General features: G+C 67.7%; 13 protein-coding genes and 1 pseudogene. 4 read left to right on the top strand and 10 right to left on the bottom strand.

Features of this window, described 5'->3' with window-relative positions; all coding sequences use genetic code 11:
• Both VK92_RS42895 and VK92_RS13790 read right to left on the bottom strand, forming a co-directional pair.
• A pseudogene (locus VK92_RS42895) lies at positions 1-476 on the bottom strand (flagellar hook-length control protein FliK); the annotation flags it as partial.
• A 92-nt stretch (positions 477-568) separates the two neighbouring features.
• On the bottom strand, positions 569-1267 hold the full coding sequence (locus VK92_RS13790; RefSeq protein WP_021159681.1) for an MgtC/SapB family protein: 699 nt from the start codon (positions 1265-1267) through the stop codon (positions 569-571).
• 115 nt (positions 1268-1382) lie between these two features.
• Here VK92_RS13790 and VK92_RS13785 point away from each other — a divergent pair, with 115 nt between their 5' ends.
• Complete coding sequence (locus tag VK92_RS13785; RefSeq protein ID WP_048023841.1) at positions 1383-2492, top strand: AGE family epimerase/isomerase; 1110 nt, start codon at positions 1383-1385, stop codon at positions 2490-2492.
• Here the strand turns inward: VK92_RS13785 and VK92_RS13780 are convergent.
• Complete coding sequence (locus VK92_RS13780) at positions 2465-4084, bottom strand: methyl-accepting chemotaxis protein (protein ID WP_048023840.1); 1620 nt, start codon at positions 4082-4084, stop codon at positions 2465-2467. The genes VK92_RS13785 and VK92_RS13780 overlap by 28 nt on opposite strands.
• A gap of 271 nt (positions 4085-4355) precedes the next feature.
• On the opposite strand from VK92_RS13780, the gene VK92_RS13775 reads away from it, so the two are divergent.
• Positions 4356-4799, top strand: a complete 444-nt coding sequence (locus tag VK92_RS13775; protein ID WP_011353771.1) for a PaaI family thioesterase — start codon at positions 4356-4358, stop codon at positions 4797-4799.
• A 93-nt stretch (positions 4800-4892) separates the two neighbouring features.
• Here VK92_RS13775 and VK92_RS13770 read toward each other — a convergent pair whose 3' ends face one another.
• The 3 genes from VK92_RS13770 to VK92_RS13760 all read right to left on the bottom strand — a co-directional run bounded on the left by VK92_RS13770 (position 4893) and on the right by VK92_RS13760 (position 6608).
• A complete protein-coding gene (locus VK92_RS13770) occupies positions 4893-5174 on the bottom strand; it encodes a type II toxin-antitoxin system RelE family toxin (protein ID WP_048023839.1) in 282 nt (93 codons plus the stop codon).
• The gene (locus VK92_RS13765) at positions 5164-5412 is read right to left on the bottom strand and encodes a type II toxin-antitoxin system Phd/YefM family antitoxin (RefSeq protein ID WP_048023838.1); all 249 of its coding nucleotides are present in this window, start codon (positions 5410-5412) and stop codon (positions 5164-5166) included. Before VK92_RS13765 ends, VK92_RS13770 begins: the two co-directional genes overlap by 11 nt.
• A gap of 137 nt (positions 5413-5549) precedes the next feature.
• Complete coding sequence (locus VK92_RS13760; RefSeq protein WP_048023837.1) at positions 5550-6608, bottom strand: CaiB/BaiF CoA transferase family protein; 1059 nt, start codon at positions 6606-6608, stop codon at positions 5550-5552.
• Positions 6609-6822: 214 nt separating this feature from the next.
• Between VK92_RS13760 and VK92_RS13755 the strand changes: the two genes are divergently transcribed.
• Positions 6823-7557, top strand: a complete 735-nt coding sequence (locus tag VK92_RS13755; RefSeq protein ID WP_048023836.1) for a hypothetical protein — start codon at positions 6823-6825, stop codon at positions 7555-7557.
• A 31-nt stretch (positions 7558-7588) separates the two neighbouring features.
• Here VK92_RS13755 and prpF read toward each other — a convergent pair whose 3' ends face one another.
• The 4 genes from prpF to prpB all read right to left on the bottom strand — a co-directional run bounded on the left by prpF (position 7589) and on the right by prpB (position 13663).
• Complete coding sequence (gene prpF / locus VK92_RS13750) at positions 7589-8782, bottom strand: 2-methylaconitate cis-trans isomerase PrpF (RefSeq protein WP_048023835.1); 1194 nt, start codon at positions 8780-8782, stop codon at positions 7589-7591.
• A gap of 26 nt (positions 8783-8808) precedes the next feature.
• Positions 8809-11400, bottom strand: coding sequence for a Fe/S-dependent 2-methylisocitrate dehydratase AcnD (acnD, locus tag VK92_RS13745; RefSeq protein ID WP_048023834.1), 2592 nt, complete (start codon positions 11398-11400; stop codon positions 8809-8811).
• An 82-nt stretch (positions 11401-11482) separates the two neighbouring features.
• Positions 11483-12655: a bifunctional 2-methylcitrate synthase/citrate synthase gene (prpC, locus tag VK92_RS13740; protein WP_031400290.1), complete on the bottom strand. Its 1173-nt coding sequence runs from the start codon at positions 12653-12655 to the stop codon at positions 11483-11485.
• A 114-nt stretch (positions 12656-12769) separates the two neighbouring features.
• On the bottom strand, positions 12770-13663 hold the full coding sequence (gene prpB / locus VK92_RS13735; protein WP_048023832.1) for a methylisocitrate lyase: 894 nt from the start codon (positions 13661-13663) through the stop codon (positions 12770-12772).
• Between the two features lie 170 nt (positions 13664-13833).
• On the opposite strand from prpB, the gene prpR reads away from it, so the two are divergent.
• Positions 13834-15816 (top strand): propionate catabolism operon regulatory protein PrpR, encoded by a 1983-nt coding sequence (prpR, locus tag VK92_RS13730; protein ID WP_048023830.1) that lies wholly within the window; start codon positions 13834-13836, stop codon positions 15814-15816.
• Positions 15817-15860 lie beyond the last annotated feature (44 nt).

Here is a 15860-nt window from a genome sequence, read left to right as displayed (position 1 = left end):
ATATCGACCGCCTTCATCGCAACAGCCCCGGAGGCCGGCACGATGTCGGCATCTGCAACCTCCTCCCCTTGCGGCACCGAAACGCCATGGGTCACCGTCGCGACTTCCGGCGTCACCGCGCCCTCTACCGCTTCCGCATGTGCCGCCGCGCCCGCCCCTTCCCGCGCACCGAACCCGTCCAGCGCGGGCTGCCGCCCGGAGGCCACGTCGTCCGCGATATCGGCCGCTGCATCGACCTGCGCACCCGCTTCGTCGCGAACCGCAACCGGCGCGCGCTCGCCCGGCTCGAACACCGGATCGCCGAACAGGTCGAGCGTGCGCTCGTCCCGCGACGCGTCGGCGGCCGGCGCACTGCCGGACCGCGCCGTCGCCCTCGCGGACGTACTCCCCGCGGCAGCAGCCGAGCGCTGGCGGGAACGGGCCGATGAACGATTGGAACGGGAACGGGAGCGAGGCGAGGAAACGGATTCGGTCATGGAGATCGGATAGCGGGGCCCGCGAACACGGAACCGGATGTCGAACGGAATCGGTGGTCGGCCATTGTCGCATGCCCCGTTGCCGATTCAGCCTATTCGTCGCCCGGCAGCCCGTTGCCCTCTTCAAAACGCGTCACGCCCTTCAGCGCGCGCAGCTTGTCGCAGATCGCCTGGTATTCGAGCGCCGACACCCGCGCGAGCGCGATGCGCACCTCGTCGTGCTCGCCCGTGTCGTCGGCACGCTGCACGATGAACTGCTTCACGCGCGCACTGTCCGGGCCGAGCGCCGCGTGCAGCGAATCGAAGTTCAGCGCGCCGCTCACGACCGTCAGCGCGACCTGGCGGCGCTGCCGCACGGTGAAATAGCGCCGCTCCAGCGGCTTGATGCCGGCCAGGATGATCAGGATGATGATCGTCGCCGAAATCGACGCGACGTACAGCCCGCCCCCCACCGCAAGGCCGATCGCGGCGACCGACCACAGGCTCGCGGCGGTCGTCAGCCCGCGCACGATCTCGCCGCGCAGCAGGATCGAACCCGCGCCGAGGAAGCCGATGCCCGACACGACCTGCGCGGCGATCCGCGACGGATCGAGCACGATGTGCTCACTGCTGCCGAGCACGTCGGCGAAACCGAATGCCGACACGATCATGATCAGCGTCGAACCGACACAGACGAGCATGTGCGTGCGCAGGCCGGCGGCCCACGACAGGCGCTCGCGCTCGAAGCCGATGACGCTGCCGAGCGCCGCCGCGAGAACGAGCCGCATCACGAGTTCCAGGTTGCTCAGCATGCGATTTATCTCCTTTTTTTGGTGCCGGCCGCGCGGAATGTTTTATCCTTGGCCCCGGCCGCGCCGATCCTCCGGGCCGCGCCGACACGTTTCGAACCCAGCGCTCAACCCCGTCATGTCCGTTTCCGACTCCGCTTCCGCCCAGGCCGCCCAGCTGCGCCACCATTTCGCGCACGTCGTCTTGCCGATCTGGCGGGGTTCGGGGTTCGACCAGACATTGCAGTTGCCGTTCGAAGCCGTCGATCCGGCCACCCACGCGCCGCTGCCCGTGACCCGTTATCGCGCAATGGCGTGCGCACGGCAACTGTTCGTGTTCGCGCAGGCCGGCGACACCGCGCACGCAGCCACGCTGTTCGACGCGCTGGGCCGGCGCTTTCGCGACACGCGCCACGGCGGCTGGATCTACAGCGTCGACGCGCAGGGCGCGCCGCTCGACACGACCAAGGATCTCTATACGCACGCATTCATCGTGTTCGCGTGTGCCGCCTGGTATGCAGCATCGGGCGAAGCCGCTGCGCGTACGGTGGCAGAAGAAACCGCCGCGCTGATCCAGGACCGCTTCGCACCGCGCCACGGCGACGCGTTGCTCGATGCCGCCCGCCACGCCGATTTCTCGTCATCCGGCAGCGGCGCGCTGCAGAATCCGCTGATGCACCTGACCGAAGCGTGGCTCGCGGCCGCCGATGCGTTCGGCGACACCGCGTTCGACGATGCGCTCGCGCGCACCGCGCAGGCCGTCGAGCGCACGTTCGTCGACGCGGCGACCGGCTGCGTGGCCGAGCTGCCGCTCGGCGCGGCCGACAACCGTTTCGAACCCGGCCATCAGTTCGAATGGTTCTATCTGGTCGATGCGGCCGGTGCGCGGCTCGCGCAGACCGGGCTCCCCGCCGCGCTGTCGCGCGCGTTCGCGTTCGCCGAGCAATATGGCGTCAATCCGCGGACGGGCGGCGTCTGCGCGGCGCTCGATGCGCAAGGTGCGTGCGTCGACGGCACGCAGCGGATCTGGGCGCAGACGGAGTACCTGCGCGCGCTCGCGACGCACGGCGGCACGCCGGCCTCCGCGCCGCTCGCGCGGCAGATCGAGCGCTTCGCCGCGCGCTTCCTGCATCCGCGCGGCTGGTTCGAGTGCAAGACGGCCGACGGGCAGGTGTCGCGCGCCGACATGCCGTCGACGACGCCCTACCACCTCGCGACCGCCTACGCGGCGCTGCCGGCCGGTTCGTAACCCGTCCCGGCGAACGACGCCGCCGCGCGTTCATCGCGCGCGGCACGGCCATCGCCCAGTTCGAATACCGACACGGCCTGCATCAGGTGCGCGGTCTGGTCGTTCAGCGACGCGGCCGCCGCCGCGACTTCCTCGACCAGCGCCGCGTTCTGCTGCGTGAGCTGATCCATCTGCGTGACGGCCTGGTTCACCTGCTCGATCCCGACGCTCTGCTCGACCGACGCCGAGGTGATCTCGGACATCGTCTGCACGACGCGCGTGATCGACGTCGACACCGTCCGCATCGCTTCGCCGGCGCGCTCGACGAGCTCCGCGCCGCCGTTGATCTGCGCGACCGAATCCTCGATCAGCGCCTTGATCTCCTTCGCCGATTGCGCGCTGCGCTGCGCGAGCGAGCGCACTTCGCCCGCGACGACCGCAAAGCCGCGGCCCTGTTCGCCAGCCCGCGCGGCTTCCACGGCCGCGTTCAGCGCCAGGATGTTGGTCTGGAACGCGATGCCGTCGATCACCGAGATGATCTCCGCGATCCGCCCCGAGCTCTGCGCGATGCCGCGCATCCGGTCGATCACGCTGTCGACCACGCCGCCGCCGTGGCTCGTCGCCTCGAGCGCCGCGTCGGCCAGCGCGCTCGCCGCGCGTGCGCTGTCGGTGTTCTGACGGACGGTTGCCGTCAGCTCCTCCATGCTCGCGGCCGTTTCCTCGAGCGACGCGGCCTGGGTGCCGGTGCGCGCCGACAGGTCGGCGTTGCCGCCCGCGATCTCGCCCGCGCCCAGGTGGATCGCATCGGATGCCTGGCGCACCGTGCGCACGGTGCCCGCGATGCTCGTCTGCATCGTCGCGAGGCCGCGCAGCATCCGATCGATCTCGAACACGCCGCCTGCCCGCACGACTTCATCGAGCCGGCCCTGCGCGATCCGCTCGAAATGGCGGCCGGCTTCCTCCAGCGGCGCGACGACCGCGCGCCGCGCGGCCGCGTAGATCGCCGCGCTCGCCACGAGCATCGCCACCAGCAGCACGATGCCGACCGACTTGAACCACAGCATGCCGCCGTCGATCGTATCGAGCGCCGAGCGGCTCGATGTGCCGCCGTAGTCGGTGAAGCGGCGCAGCTCGGCGATATAGGCGTCCTGGATGCTCTGCGTCGGCTGGTCGAGGAATGCCTGGATGTTGTCGGCGTCGAGGAACTGCACGAGTTCGCCCAGCGCGCCGCGCAGCGCGCGATAGCGCTCGGTGAGCGCCGCGACGCGCGCGCGGTTGGTCTCGTCGACCGGCTGCACGGCCGTCAGCGCGGCGAACGCCTTGTCGGCTTCCGCGAGCGAAGCGCCGGCATGGCGGATGATGTCGTCCGGCTTCGGGCCGCCGCGCACCATCCGCGTGCCGGCGCGCGACAGGTTGATGCGCGCGTCGAGCAGCTGCTGGGTGGCCTGGCTCGCCGCGCCGACCTGCGTGATCGCGACGTTCGACAGGTCGTCGACGCCGCTGCGCGTCGACGTGAGCGCCCAGAAGCCGAGCGCCTCGATCGCGAACAGGAAAAGGCAGAACACGGTCAACACGCCGAGCAGACCCGACGCGAGCTTGATTTTTCCGAACATGGGGGAGATTCCTGGAAAGCGGACGATGAGGCAATGCCCCGGCATTAGCGGCATTTCTTCGTCGGACTTTAGGACCGGGAGACGGCAAAGTTCACGTTGCTCGTGCATTCCCGCGGAATCGCCGGCAAACCGGGGGATCTTCGATATTCGACGCAATAATCGCGTCGCATCGCGCCGGAATTTGCACGAAATGCGGACGAATTTCCTTGCTTATCCGCAGCCCCCTTCCTAGAGTTCAGCGCAAGCGGGCACTCATTGCGAAGGAAGTTCGATGACCGATATCACGGATCACGCGCGCGGCGCATTGCGCGCGCAACCGTTCAGCATGCTGCTGGGCACGGAGCTGATGCATATCGGCGACAACGAAGTGTCGCTGTGCCTGCCCGTGCGCGAGGAACTGCGGCAGCAACACGGGTTCGTGCACGGCGGCGTCATCAGCTACCTGGCGGACAACGCGCTGACGTTCGCCGGCGCGCTCGTGCTGGGCCCGCGCGTGATTACGGCCGAATACAAGATCAACTACCTGCGGCCGGCCGTGAACGGCACGCTCGTCGCGCGCGCGAAGCTCGTGTACGCGGGCCGGCACCAGGCGACCTGCCAGTGTCACGTGTTCGTCATCGACGGCGATCACGAACGGCTCGTCGCGATCGCGCAAGGCACGATCAACCGCGTCGGCGACGGGAAGATGCCGGATGCGCCGGAGGAGACGGCCTGAAGCGATTGTCGGCACGCCGAACGACGTGCGTGAACTCGAACCCAATCGCCGAGCATGGCAGCAAGACCGCACACCTGTACAGCGCGTCCCGCTCTAACGTTTCATCGCAGCAAGATAGACTGCATCGCGCTCACGTCGCCCGACTGCGACGACGAGAACGACGACTTCCGCATCGCGCACTTCGTAGACAAGCCGGTAACCGACGCTGCGCAGCTTGATCTTGTAGCGATCCGGGTGGCCATGCAGCTTGGCCGACGGGATGCGACGATTCTCGATCCGCTCGGCAAGCTTGGTCTTGAATTGATCGCGAGCAGTGCGATCGAGCTTCTTCCACTCCCTCAATGCAGGTTCGAGAAAGGCAAGCTCAAAGGTCATTCAGCTTGACCTTGACGACCTTCTCCTTGGCGCGCGAATCGGCCAACGCATTGTCTTCGATGTCTTCCAGACGTTCGACCATGGCTTCCCACGTCTTCGCCGGGATGCAATAGAACGCAGGCTCGTTGTGATTCAGAATCGCGACCGGAAACCCCTCTCCTGCCGCGACCGTCCCCATCGGGTTCCGTTTCAGCTCCGAAACGCTCGCGGTCACGCTGGCCAGAATGGTGTGAGGCATGTCGACTCCTTCTTCAACAAGGCATCGATTGTACTCTATTTGATGCAAAATTTAGCACCAAAATTAGCACCGTTTGAATTCGCCGTTACCGGGCTGAAACGCGGTTTCGCAAGCGCCAGACCGGAACGACTTGCACACTACGCCGGATCTGCCTCATCTCCCCCCAGCGGCAAAAAGCGCGGCGCCACCCGCGCCCGCACGTTCCCGTTCTCATCAGTTCGATAGATCCCGCGTGCGACGTTATGCGGATGCGCGACCGCGTCGGCCACGCTCAGCACCGGTGCAAAACACGCGTCGGTGCCTTCGAGCAGCGCGCGCCAGTGCGCGGACGGCTGCTGCGCGAACACGTCGGCGAAACGCGCCTTCAGCGCGGGCCAGCGTGCGCGGTCGTACTGCGACGCCGGATCGATGTCGGTCAGCCCGAGCCGCTCGACCAGCAGCGCATAGAACGGCGGTTCGAGCGCGCCGATCGTCACGCATTCGCCGTCCGCGCAGCGATACACGTCATAGAACGGCGCATCGTGGAAGAGGCTCGGCTGCGCGCCGTCGAGCTGACCGTTCGCACGCGCCCACAATGCAAGCGAACCGAGCATCGACACGATGTCGACGATCGCGCCGTCGACCACGCGCCCCGGCCCGCCGCCGCGCACATCGAACAGTGCGCAGACGATCCCGAACGCAAGCCCGAGCGCGCCGCCCGCATCACCGACGACGGTCGGCGGCAGGCCCGGCCGGCCGTCGTTCGGTGCCGACAGCGACAGCAGCCCCGTCAGCGCGACGTAGTTCAGGTCGTGCCCGGCCGCGGCCGCGAGCGGGCCGTGCTGACCCCAGCCCGTCATCCGCCCGTACACGAGCTTCGGGTGGCGGCGCGCGCAGTCATCGGGCCCGAGACCGAGCCGCTCCATCACGCCGGGTCGTAGGCCCTCGATCAGCGCATCGGCCTGCGCGATCAGGTCGAGCGCGGCCTCGCGGCCGGCCGGCGACTTCAGGTCGAGTTCGACGATCGTCTTGCCTGCGCGCAGCAGGTCGCCATCGCGGGCCTTCAATGCGTCCGGCGCGCTCGTGCGGCCGGCCGGTCGCGCGATCAGCGTGATCCGCGCGCCCATCCCGGCAAGCATCCAGCCCGCGAGCGGGCCGGGGCCGAGACCTTCGAATTCGACGATGTGGATGCCGGCGAGAGGGGAATGCATTGACATACGGGGCTCCTTGCACAGAGGCAAACCGGGCCGGGGGACGTAGTGGCGATATGCGGCCCACTTCCACTCGTTGACTTTCCGCCACGGTTCTGCCCGCGAAGGATCATTGCCGCGGCGTGCGCAATTTCATCGACGCATTGACCATACCGCCCCGGCGCATCAATTATCGACATTTCGCACCCCGATTCCATCCAATTTGATCCGAGGAAAATGAATGACCATCGCCAATAACGCGTTCTTCAAAATCCTGAAAATGCTCGACGGAATGAAGCAACTGCCCCCGCAAGCAATGCAAACTGCGTTCGACAAATGGGTGGCACGTATCGCAGCCGTATGCAGATGGACCGGGGTGGCGCTATTTGCGATCCTGCTGGGCTTCGCTGGGTGGGTCAAATTTGTCCACCCGATTCAAGGCGGCTGGCTCACAGTGGCTCTTTTCATTGGTATCGCCACGACGATCCTCGCGCTGCTATCACTCGTCGTCGACATTATTCCCGCCGCGGTGATGCTCGTCCGCTTCAAACACAATTCCCTGAAGCGATTGATTCTGGAGATCGAGCACGACTCCACGCAAGCAAGAAAGCTGCTGATATTCGATCGGCAAATGCTCGAAAGAACCGACGCATGGCTGTCCATCCAAATTGCGCGAATCAGGGATCGCCTCGGTTTCTTTCTGGGCGGCGCGGATAAGGTTGCCATTCTTGCACTCGGCAGCATGGGATGGGCAACGCTCAACACGCTCAAGAGCCTACAAAACACTTGGCAGCAGAACGCGTTTCTCTATGGTGCTGCTTTTCTCGGTGGCCTCGCGATCGGCGGAGTCATGTTGAACGTGATCGTCCAACGATACACCTACCAGCGCGACCTGCTTGCGCTGGCTCTCGACCTGATCGACCAGCACGACGAACTGGACCGCCGACGCCGACAACAGCGCGGCGGCCATGCCTAACGGTGTTGATGCCGTGGAGCTCTGATACCTGTCAGAACGCATCCCCCGGCACCCGCACCCAGCCTTCCATCAACACGCGCGCGCTGCGGCTCATGATCGCCTTGGTGACGGTCCACTCGCCGTTCTCCTGCTGCTGCGCTTCCGCGCCGACGCGCAGCGTGCCCGACGGATGCCCGAAGCGCACCGCGTTACGTTCGCCGCCGCCCGCCGCCAGGTTGACGAGCGTGCCGGGGATCGCCGCGGCCGTGCCGATCGCGACCGCCGCCGTGCCCATCATCGCGTGGTGCAGCTTGCCCATCGACATCGCGCGCACCAGCAGGTCGACGTCGCCCGCATTCACGCGCTTGCCGCTCGACGCGACGTAATCGGCCGGCTTCGCGACGAACGCGATCTTCGGCGTGTGCTGCCGCGTCGCGATTTCATCGAGCGTGTCGATCAGGCCCATGCGCAGCGCGCCGTGCGCGCGGATCGTCTCGAACTTCTCGAGCGCCTTCGCATCGCCGTTGATCGCGTCCTGCAGCTCGGTGCCCGTATAGCCGATCGCTTCCGCGTCGACGAAGATCGTCGGGATGCCCGCGTTGATCATCGTCGCCTTCAGCGTGCCGACACCCGGCACCGCGAGATCGTCGACGAGGTTGCCGGTCGGGAACATCGAGCCGCCCGCGCCTTCCTCCTCGGCGGCCGGGTCCATGAATTCGAGTTGCACTTCGGCGGCCGGGAACGTGACGCCGTCCAGTTCGAAGTCGCCCGTCTCCTGCACCGCGCCGTTCGTGATCGGCACGTGCGCCACGATCGTCTTGCCGATGTTCGCCTGCCAGATCCGCACGGTCGCGACGCCGTCGCGCGGCACGCGCGACGGATCGACGAGCCCGCCGCTGATCGCGAACGGGCCGACCGCCGCCGACAGGTTGCCGCAGTTGCCGGTCCAGTCGACGAACGCGCGGTCGATCGCAACCTGCCCGAACAGGTAGTCGACGTCGTGCCCCGGCCGCGTGCTCTTCGACACGATCACCGTCTTGCTGGTGGACGACGTCGCGCCGCCCATCCCGTCGATCTGCTTGCCGTACGGATCGGGGCTGCCGATCACGCGCAAGAGCAGCGCGTCGCGCGCGGCGCCCGGCGCCTGCGCGGCATCCGGCAGGTCCTGCAGCCTGAAGAACACGCCCTTGCTGGTGCCGCCGCGGATATAGGTCGCGGGAATCCTGATTTGAGGAATGTGAGCCATGTTTGCGTTATCCCTGTGTGCGCCGGTCAGGCTGCCTGCGATTCGAGGAAGTCCTGCGCGAAACGCTGCAGCACGCCGCCCGCTTCGTAGATCGACACTTCCTCCGCCGTATCGAGCCGGCACGTCATCGGCACCTCGACGCGCTCGCCGTTCCTGCGATGAATCACGAGCGTCAGGTCGGCACGCGGCGTACGCTCGCCGATCACGTCGAAGGTTTCGGTGCCGTCGATGCCGAGCGTCGTCCGGTTCGTGCCGGGCTTGAACTCGAGCGGCAGCACGCCCATCCCGATCAGGTTCGTGCGGTGGATCCGCTCGAAGCCTTCGGCGGCGATCGCCTCGACGCCCGCGAGCCGCACGCCCTTCGCGGCCCAGTCGCGCGACGAGCCCTGGCCGTAGTCGGCGCCGGCCACGACGATCAGCGGCTGCTTGCGATTCATGTACGTCTCGATCGCTTCCCACATCCGCATGACCTTGCCTTCCGGCTCGACGCGCGCGAGCGAGCCCTTCTTCACCGCGCCGTCGACCACCGCCATCTCGTTGATCAGCGTCGGGTTCGCGAAGGTCGCGCGCTGCGCGGTCAGGTGGTCTCCCCGGTGCGTCGCGTACGAGTTGAAGTCTTCTTCCGGCAGGCCCATCTTCGCGAGATATTCGCCGGCCGCGCTGTCCAGCAGGATCGCGTTCGACGGCGACAGGTGGTCGGTCGTGATGTTGTCGCCGAGCACCGCGAGCGGGCGCATGCCCTGCAGCGTGCGTTCGCCGGCCAGCGCGCCTTCCCAGTACGGCGGGCGGCGGATGTACGTGCTCTGCGGGCGCCAGTCGTACAGCGGCGCCGCGCGCTCGCCCGCATCGGCGCTGCGCGCGAACATCGGCTCGTAGACCTTGCGGAACTGCTCGGGCTTCACGCTCGACGCGACGATCGCGTCGATCTCCTCGTCGGTCGGCCAGATGTCCTTCAGCGTGACGGGCTTGCCGTCCTGATCGTGGCCGAGCACGTCCTTCTCGATGTCGAAGCGGATCGTGCCGGCGATCGCATACGCGACGACGAGCGGCGGCGACGCGAGGAACGCCTGCTTCGCATACGGGTGGATGCGGCCGTCGAAGTTGCGGTTGCCGGACAACACGGCCGTCGCGTACAGGTCGCGATCGACGATCTCCTGCTGGATCTTCGGGTCGAGCGCACCCGACATCCCGTTGCAGGTCGTGCACGCGAACGCGACGATGCCGAAGCCGAGCTTCTCGAGTTCGGGCAGCAGGTTCGCTTCTTCCAGGTACAGCTCGACCGCCTTCGAGCCGGGCGCGAGCGAGCTCTTCACCCACGGCTTGCGCGTGAGGCCGCGCGCATTCGCGTTGCGCGCGAGCAGGGCCGCGGCGATCACGTTGCGCGGGTTGCTGGTGTTCGTGCAGCTCGTGATCGCGGCGATGATCACCGCGCCGTCGGGCATCTCGCCCGCCTTCTCTTCCCACTGGCCGGCGATCCCGCGCGCGGCGAGGTCGGACGTCGGCAGCCGCTTGTGCGGGTTCGACGGGCCGGCCATGTTGCGCACCACGCTCGACAGGTCGAACGTCAGCGTGCGCTCGTACTGCGCATCGTTCAGCGTATCGGCCCACAGGCCCGCCGCCTTCGCGTAGGTCTCGACGAGCTTCACCTGCTCGTCGCTGCGGCCGGTGAGGCGCAGGTAGTCGGTCGTCTGGCCGTCGATGAAGAACATCGCGGCCGTCGCGCCGTATTCGGGCGCCATGTTCGAGATCGTCGCGCGATCGCCGAGCGTGAGGCTCGCCGCGCCTTCGCCACGGAATTCCAGATACGCGCCGACCACCTTTTCCTTGCGCAGGAACTCGGTCAGCGCGAGCACGATGTCGGTCGCGGTGATGCCGGGCTGGCGCTTGCCGGTCAGCTCGACGCCGACGATGTCGGGCAGGCGCATCCACGACGCGCGGCCCAGCATCACGTTTTCCGCTTCGAGCCCGCCGACGCCGATCGCGATCACGCCGAGCGCGTCGACGTGCGGCGTGTGGCTGTCGGTGCCGACGCAGGTGTCCGGGTACGCGACGCCGTCCTGCGCCTGGATCACCGGCGACATCTTCTCGAGGTTGATCTGGTGCATGATGCCGTTGCCCGGCGGGATCACGTCGACGTTCTCGAACGCCTTCTTCGTCCACTCGATGAAGTGGAAGCGATCCTCGTTGCGGCGATCCTCGATCGCGCGGTTCTTCGCGAACGCGTCCGGATCGAAGCCGCCGCACTCGACGGCGAGCGAGTGGTCGACGATCAGCTGCACGGGCACGACCGGGTTCACCTTCGCCGGGTCGCCGCCGCCATCGGCGATCGCGTCGCGCAGGCCCGCGAGGTCGACGAGCGCCGTCTGCCCGAGGATGTCGTGGCACACGACCCGCGCCGGGAACCACGGGAAGTCGCGTTCGCGCTTGCGCTCGATGATCTGCTTCAGCGAATCGGCGAGGATCGCCGGATCGCAACGGCGCACGAGGTTTTCGGCGAGCACGCGCGACGTGTACGGCAGCGTGTCGTACGCGCCGGGCGCGATCGCGTCGACCGCGGCGCGCGCGTCGAAATAGTCCAGCGACGTGCCGGGCAGGGGTTTGCGGTTGGCGGTATTCATGATGTGGGGCGGAATTCGGGGTAAGACGTTCCGCGCGCGCCGGCGGCCCGCATCACGGGCACCGGCGCGCGCGGCGGGCGTTTCAGCGCTTCTCGATCGGCACGAACTGCAGGTCTTCCGGACCGGTGTAGTTCGCGCTCGGGCGGATGATCTTGTTGTCGATGCGCTGCTCGATGATGTGCGCGCTCCAGCCCGACGTGCGCGAAATCACGAACAGCGGCGTGAACATCGCGGTCGGCACGCCCATCATGTGATACGACACCGCGCTGAACCAGTCGAGGTTCGGGAACATCTTCTTCGCTTCCCACATCACCGATTCGAGGCGCTCGGCGATGTTGTACAGCTTCAGGTCGCCCGCTTCCTTCGACAGCTTGTGCGCGACGCCCTTGATCACCTTGTTGCGCGGATCGGAGATCGTGTAGACCGGGTGGCCGAAGCCGATCACGACTTCCTTGTTCTCGACGCGGCGGCGGATGTCGGCTTCGGCGTCGTCCGGCGAGCTGTAGCGGCTCTGGATTTCATACGCGACTTCGTTCGCGCCGCCGTGCTTCGGCCCGCGCAGCGCGCCGATCGCGCCGGTGATCGCCGAGTAGATGTCCGAGCCCGTGCCCGCGATCACGCGGCCGGTGAACGTCGACGCGTTGAATTCGTGCTCCGCGTACAGGATCAGCGACGTGTGCATCGCCTCGACCCACGACTTCGACGGCGTCTTGCCGTGCAGCAGGTGCAGGAAGTGGCCGCCGATCGAGTCGTCGTCGGTTTCGGTCTCGATGCGCTTGCCGTTGTGCGAGAAGTGATACCAGTACAGCAGCATCGAGCCGAGCGATGCCATCAGGCGATCGGCGATGTCGCGCGCGCCCGGCAGGTTGTGGTCGTCCTTCTCCGGCAGCACGGTGCCGAGCACCGACACGCCCGTGCGCATCACGTCCATCGGGTGAGCCGACGCCGGGATCTGCTCGAGCGCGGCCTTCAGCGCGTTCGGCAGGCCGCGCAGCGCACGCAGCTTGGTCTTGTACGCAGCCAGTTCGGTCAGGTTCGGCAGCGTGCCGTGAACGAGCAGGTGCGCGATTTCCTCGAATTCGCACGACTCGGCGACGTCGAGAATGTCGTAGCCGCGATAGTGCAGGTCGTTGCCGGTCTTGCCGACCGTGCACAGCGCCGTGTTGCCGGCCGTCACGCCCGACAGCGCCACCGACTTCTTCGGCTTGAATGCGCCTGCGGCGGCCGGTGCTGCTGCGTCTTTCGTCTCGCTCATGTTTCCGTTCTCCAATGTATATCGGGGGTGTCATGTCCGCCGGGCGCGGCACGGGTGCGCGCGGCCCGGTTTCATGCAAGTCGTTCCGGGAATCGTGCCCGGCGCGCGGGCGCGTTACTTCTTGCCCTGCGCGAACAGCTCGTCGAGCTTGCGCTCGTATTCGTGATAACCGAGGAAGTCGTACAGCTCGGCGCGCGTCTGCATCGTCGGCACGGCCGCCTTCTGCGTGCCGTCGCGACGCACCGTCTCGTAGAAATTCAGCGCGGCCTTGTTCATCGCGCGATACGCGCCGCAGCAGTACAGCGCGATGTCGACGTTCGCCTCGCGCAGTTCGTCGGTGGTGAAGAACGGCGTCGAACCGAACTCGGTCAGGTTCGCGAGGATCGGCACCTTCACGGCCGCCTTGAAGCGGCGATAGTCGTCGAGCGTCTTCATCGCTTCCGGGAAGATCATGTCCGCGCCGGCTTCGACGTAAGCCACCGCGCGCTCGATCGCCGAGTCGATCCCTTCGGCCGCGGCCGCGTCGGTGCGCGCCATGATCACGAACTGGTCGTCGGTGCGGGCATCGACCGCGGCCTTGATGCGGTCGGCCATTTCGTCGGTCGGCACGACTTCCTTGCCCGGACGGTGGCCGCAGCGCTTCTGGCCGACCTGGTCTTCCATGTGCACGGCCGCGACGCCGGCCTTGATGAACGAGCGCACCGTGCGCCCGATGTTGAACGCGCCGCCCCAGCCCGTGTCGATGTCGACCAGCAACGGCAGGTCGGTCGCGTTGGTGATCCGGTTCGCGTCGATCAGCACGTCTTCCATCGTGCTGATGCCGAGGTCGGGGATCCCGAGCGAGTTCGCGGCGACGCCGCCGCCCGACAGGTACACGGCCTTGAAGCCGACGGCCTGCGCCATCTTGGCCGCGTACGCGGTGATCGCGCCGACCACCTGCAGCGGCTGCTCGGCCGCGACTGCCGCGCGGAATTTCGCGCCGGCGCTCTGAAGATGCGTGTTGCTCATGAACGGCCTCCTGATGGAATGCCTGATAACAGCAAGGACCGGGCCAGCTCGCGGAATGTCGCTAACCCACTGATTCTTAAGCAACCGGCACGGGCGATGCGGCACCCGGCGATTTCAATTCAGCAATTTCAAGTTTCAAAAATGAAATCGCGCGCGCATAATCGACCGTCATGGACCTCTCCTCGACCAAGCCCGTCGGCCCGGCGGATCGCGCGGCACGCCCGCGCATCTGGGCGATGGGCATCAGCCGCCTGCGCGAACTCTTTCGCGAGATCGCCGGCGAATTCGACGAACGCGCCGACGTGCGCATCGTGACGCGCGCCTATGAGGATGCGCTCAGCGCGATCGCCGAGGCCGGCACCGCGCGGCCCGACGTGATCGTCGCGGCCGGCTCGAACGGCGGCTTCCTGAAGACGCGTGCGCAGGTGCCCGTGGTGGTCGTGTCGCCGACCGGCTTCGACGTGATGCAGGCGCTCGCGCGCGCCCGGCGCGACGCGTCGCGGATCGCGCTCGTCAGCGCCGGCGAAACGCCGCCCGAAGTGCGCCGTTTCGTCGCCGCATACGGCCTCGACGTGCAGTTTGCGTCATATCAGACCGCGCAGGAAGCGGAAGCCTGCGTGCACGAGCTGCGCGACCGCGGCATCGAGACGATCGTCGGCCCCGGCCTCGTCACCGATCTCGCCGCCAGCGCCGGCATGGGCGCGGTGTTCCTGTATTCGCACGCGTCGGTGCGCAAGGCCGTCGATACGGCGCTCGAAGTCGCGTACGCGACGCATGCCGAGGCGTTCCGCCGCCAGCGGCTCGACAACCTGCTCCAGCACCTGCGCGACGGCGTGGTCGCGCTCGACGCGCGCGGCCGCGTGGAGGCGATCAACGAGCGGCTTGCGTCGGCGCTCGGGGTCGAACCCGCGGCGGCCGTCGGCCGCGCGCTCGTCGACCTGCGCCCCGAGTTGCGCACGCTGCGCGGCGAGGACGGCGACGCGCTCGCGACCGTGCGCGGCGTGCGCTACGTCGTGCATCGCGGGCCGCTGGTCGATCGCGGCGTCACGTCGGGCAGCGTGCTGACGTTCCAGGAATCGCGCGCGGTCGAACGCCTCGACCGCGCACTGCGTTCGCAGCCCACCACGCAGCAGTTCGCGGCGCGCTACGCGCTCGACGACGTGGTCGGCGCATCGGCGCCGATGGCGCGCGTGCGCGATCTCGTGCGCCGCTACGCGAAATCCGACGCGACCGTGCTCGTGCTCGGCGAAAGCGGCACCGGCAAGGAAATGATCGCGCAGAGCCTGCACGCGCTGTCCGCGCGGCGCAGCTACCCGTTCGTCGCGGTCAATTGCGGCGCATTTCCGGAAGCGCTGCTCGAAAGCGAGCTGTTCGGCTATGAGGAAGGCGCGTTCACCGGTGCGCGACGCGGCGGCAAGACCGGCCTGTTCGAAGCCGCACACCGCGGCACGCTGTTTCTCGACGAGATCGGCGAGATGCCGCCGTCGCTGCAGAGCCGGCTGCTGCGCGTGCTGCAGGAGCGCGAGGTGATCCGCCTCGGCTCGACCGAGCCGATCCGCATCGACGTGCGCGTGATCGCCGCGACGCACCGTCCGCTGCTCGCCGCCGTCGAGGCCGGCACGTTCCGCGCGGATCTCTATTACCGGCTCAACATCCTGAACGTCGGCCTGCCGCCGCTGCGCGAGCGCGCCGCCGACATCCCGGCGCTCGCGGCCACGCTGCTCGTACAGGCCGCACGACGCGAATCGCGGCTCGCCGAGCGCCTGCGCGACGCCGACGATGCCGCACGCGTGCTCGGCGCGACGCAGGCCGTGCTCGCGCGCTACCGGTGGCCCGGCAACGTGCGCGAACTGCAGAACGTGATCGAGCGGATCGCGGTGGAGCTGGCCGAGGAAGCCGACGAAAACGATCCGGCCGCCGCCTGTGGCACGCTCGATCCCGACGCGCTGCAGGCGATCGCGCCCGAGCTGTTCGCCGCGCCGCCCGACGCGGCCGACGCCGACGATGCGCAGACGCTGCACGCACGCCGCCGTCGCGCGGAAGCCGACGAGATCCGCGCGGTACTCGACGCGTGCGGCGGCGACCGCGATCGCGCATGCGCGATGCTCGGCATCAGCAAGACGACGCTGTGGCGGAAGTTGTCGGTGAAATAGGCAGGCCGGATGCGGCGCGCCGGCGCGCGCCTGCGTAACGAGGA

This window comes from Burkholderia sp. LK4, from assembly GCF_001043615.1.
Classification (GTDB): domain Bacteria; phylum Pseudomonadota; class Gammaproteobacteria; order Burkholderiales; family Burkholderiaceae; genus Burkholderia; species Burkholderia cepacia.
Note: the sequence above shows the minus strand (reverse complement) of the source record. Positions and strands in the feature narration are given on the sequence as shown.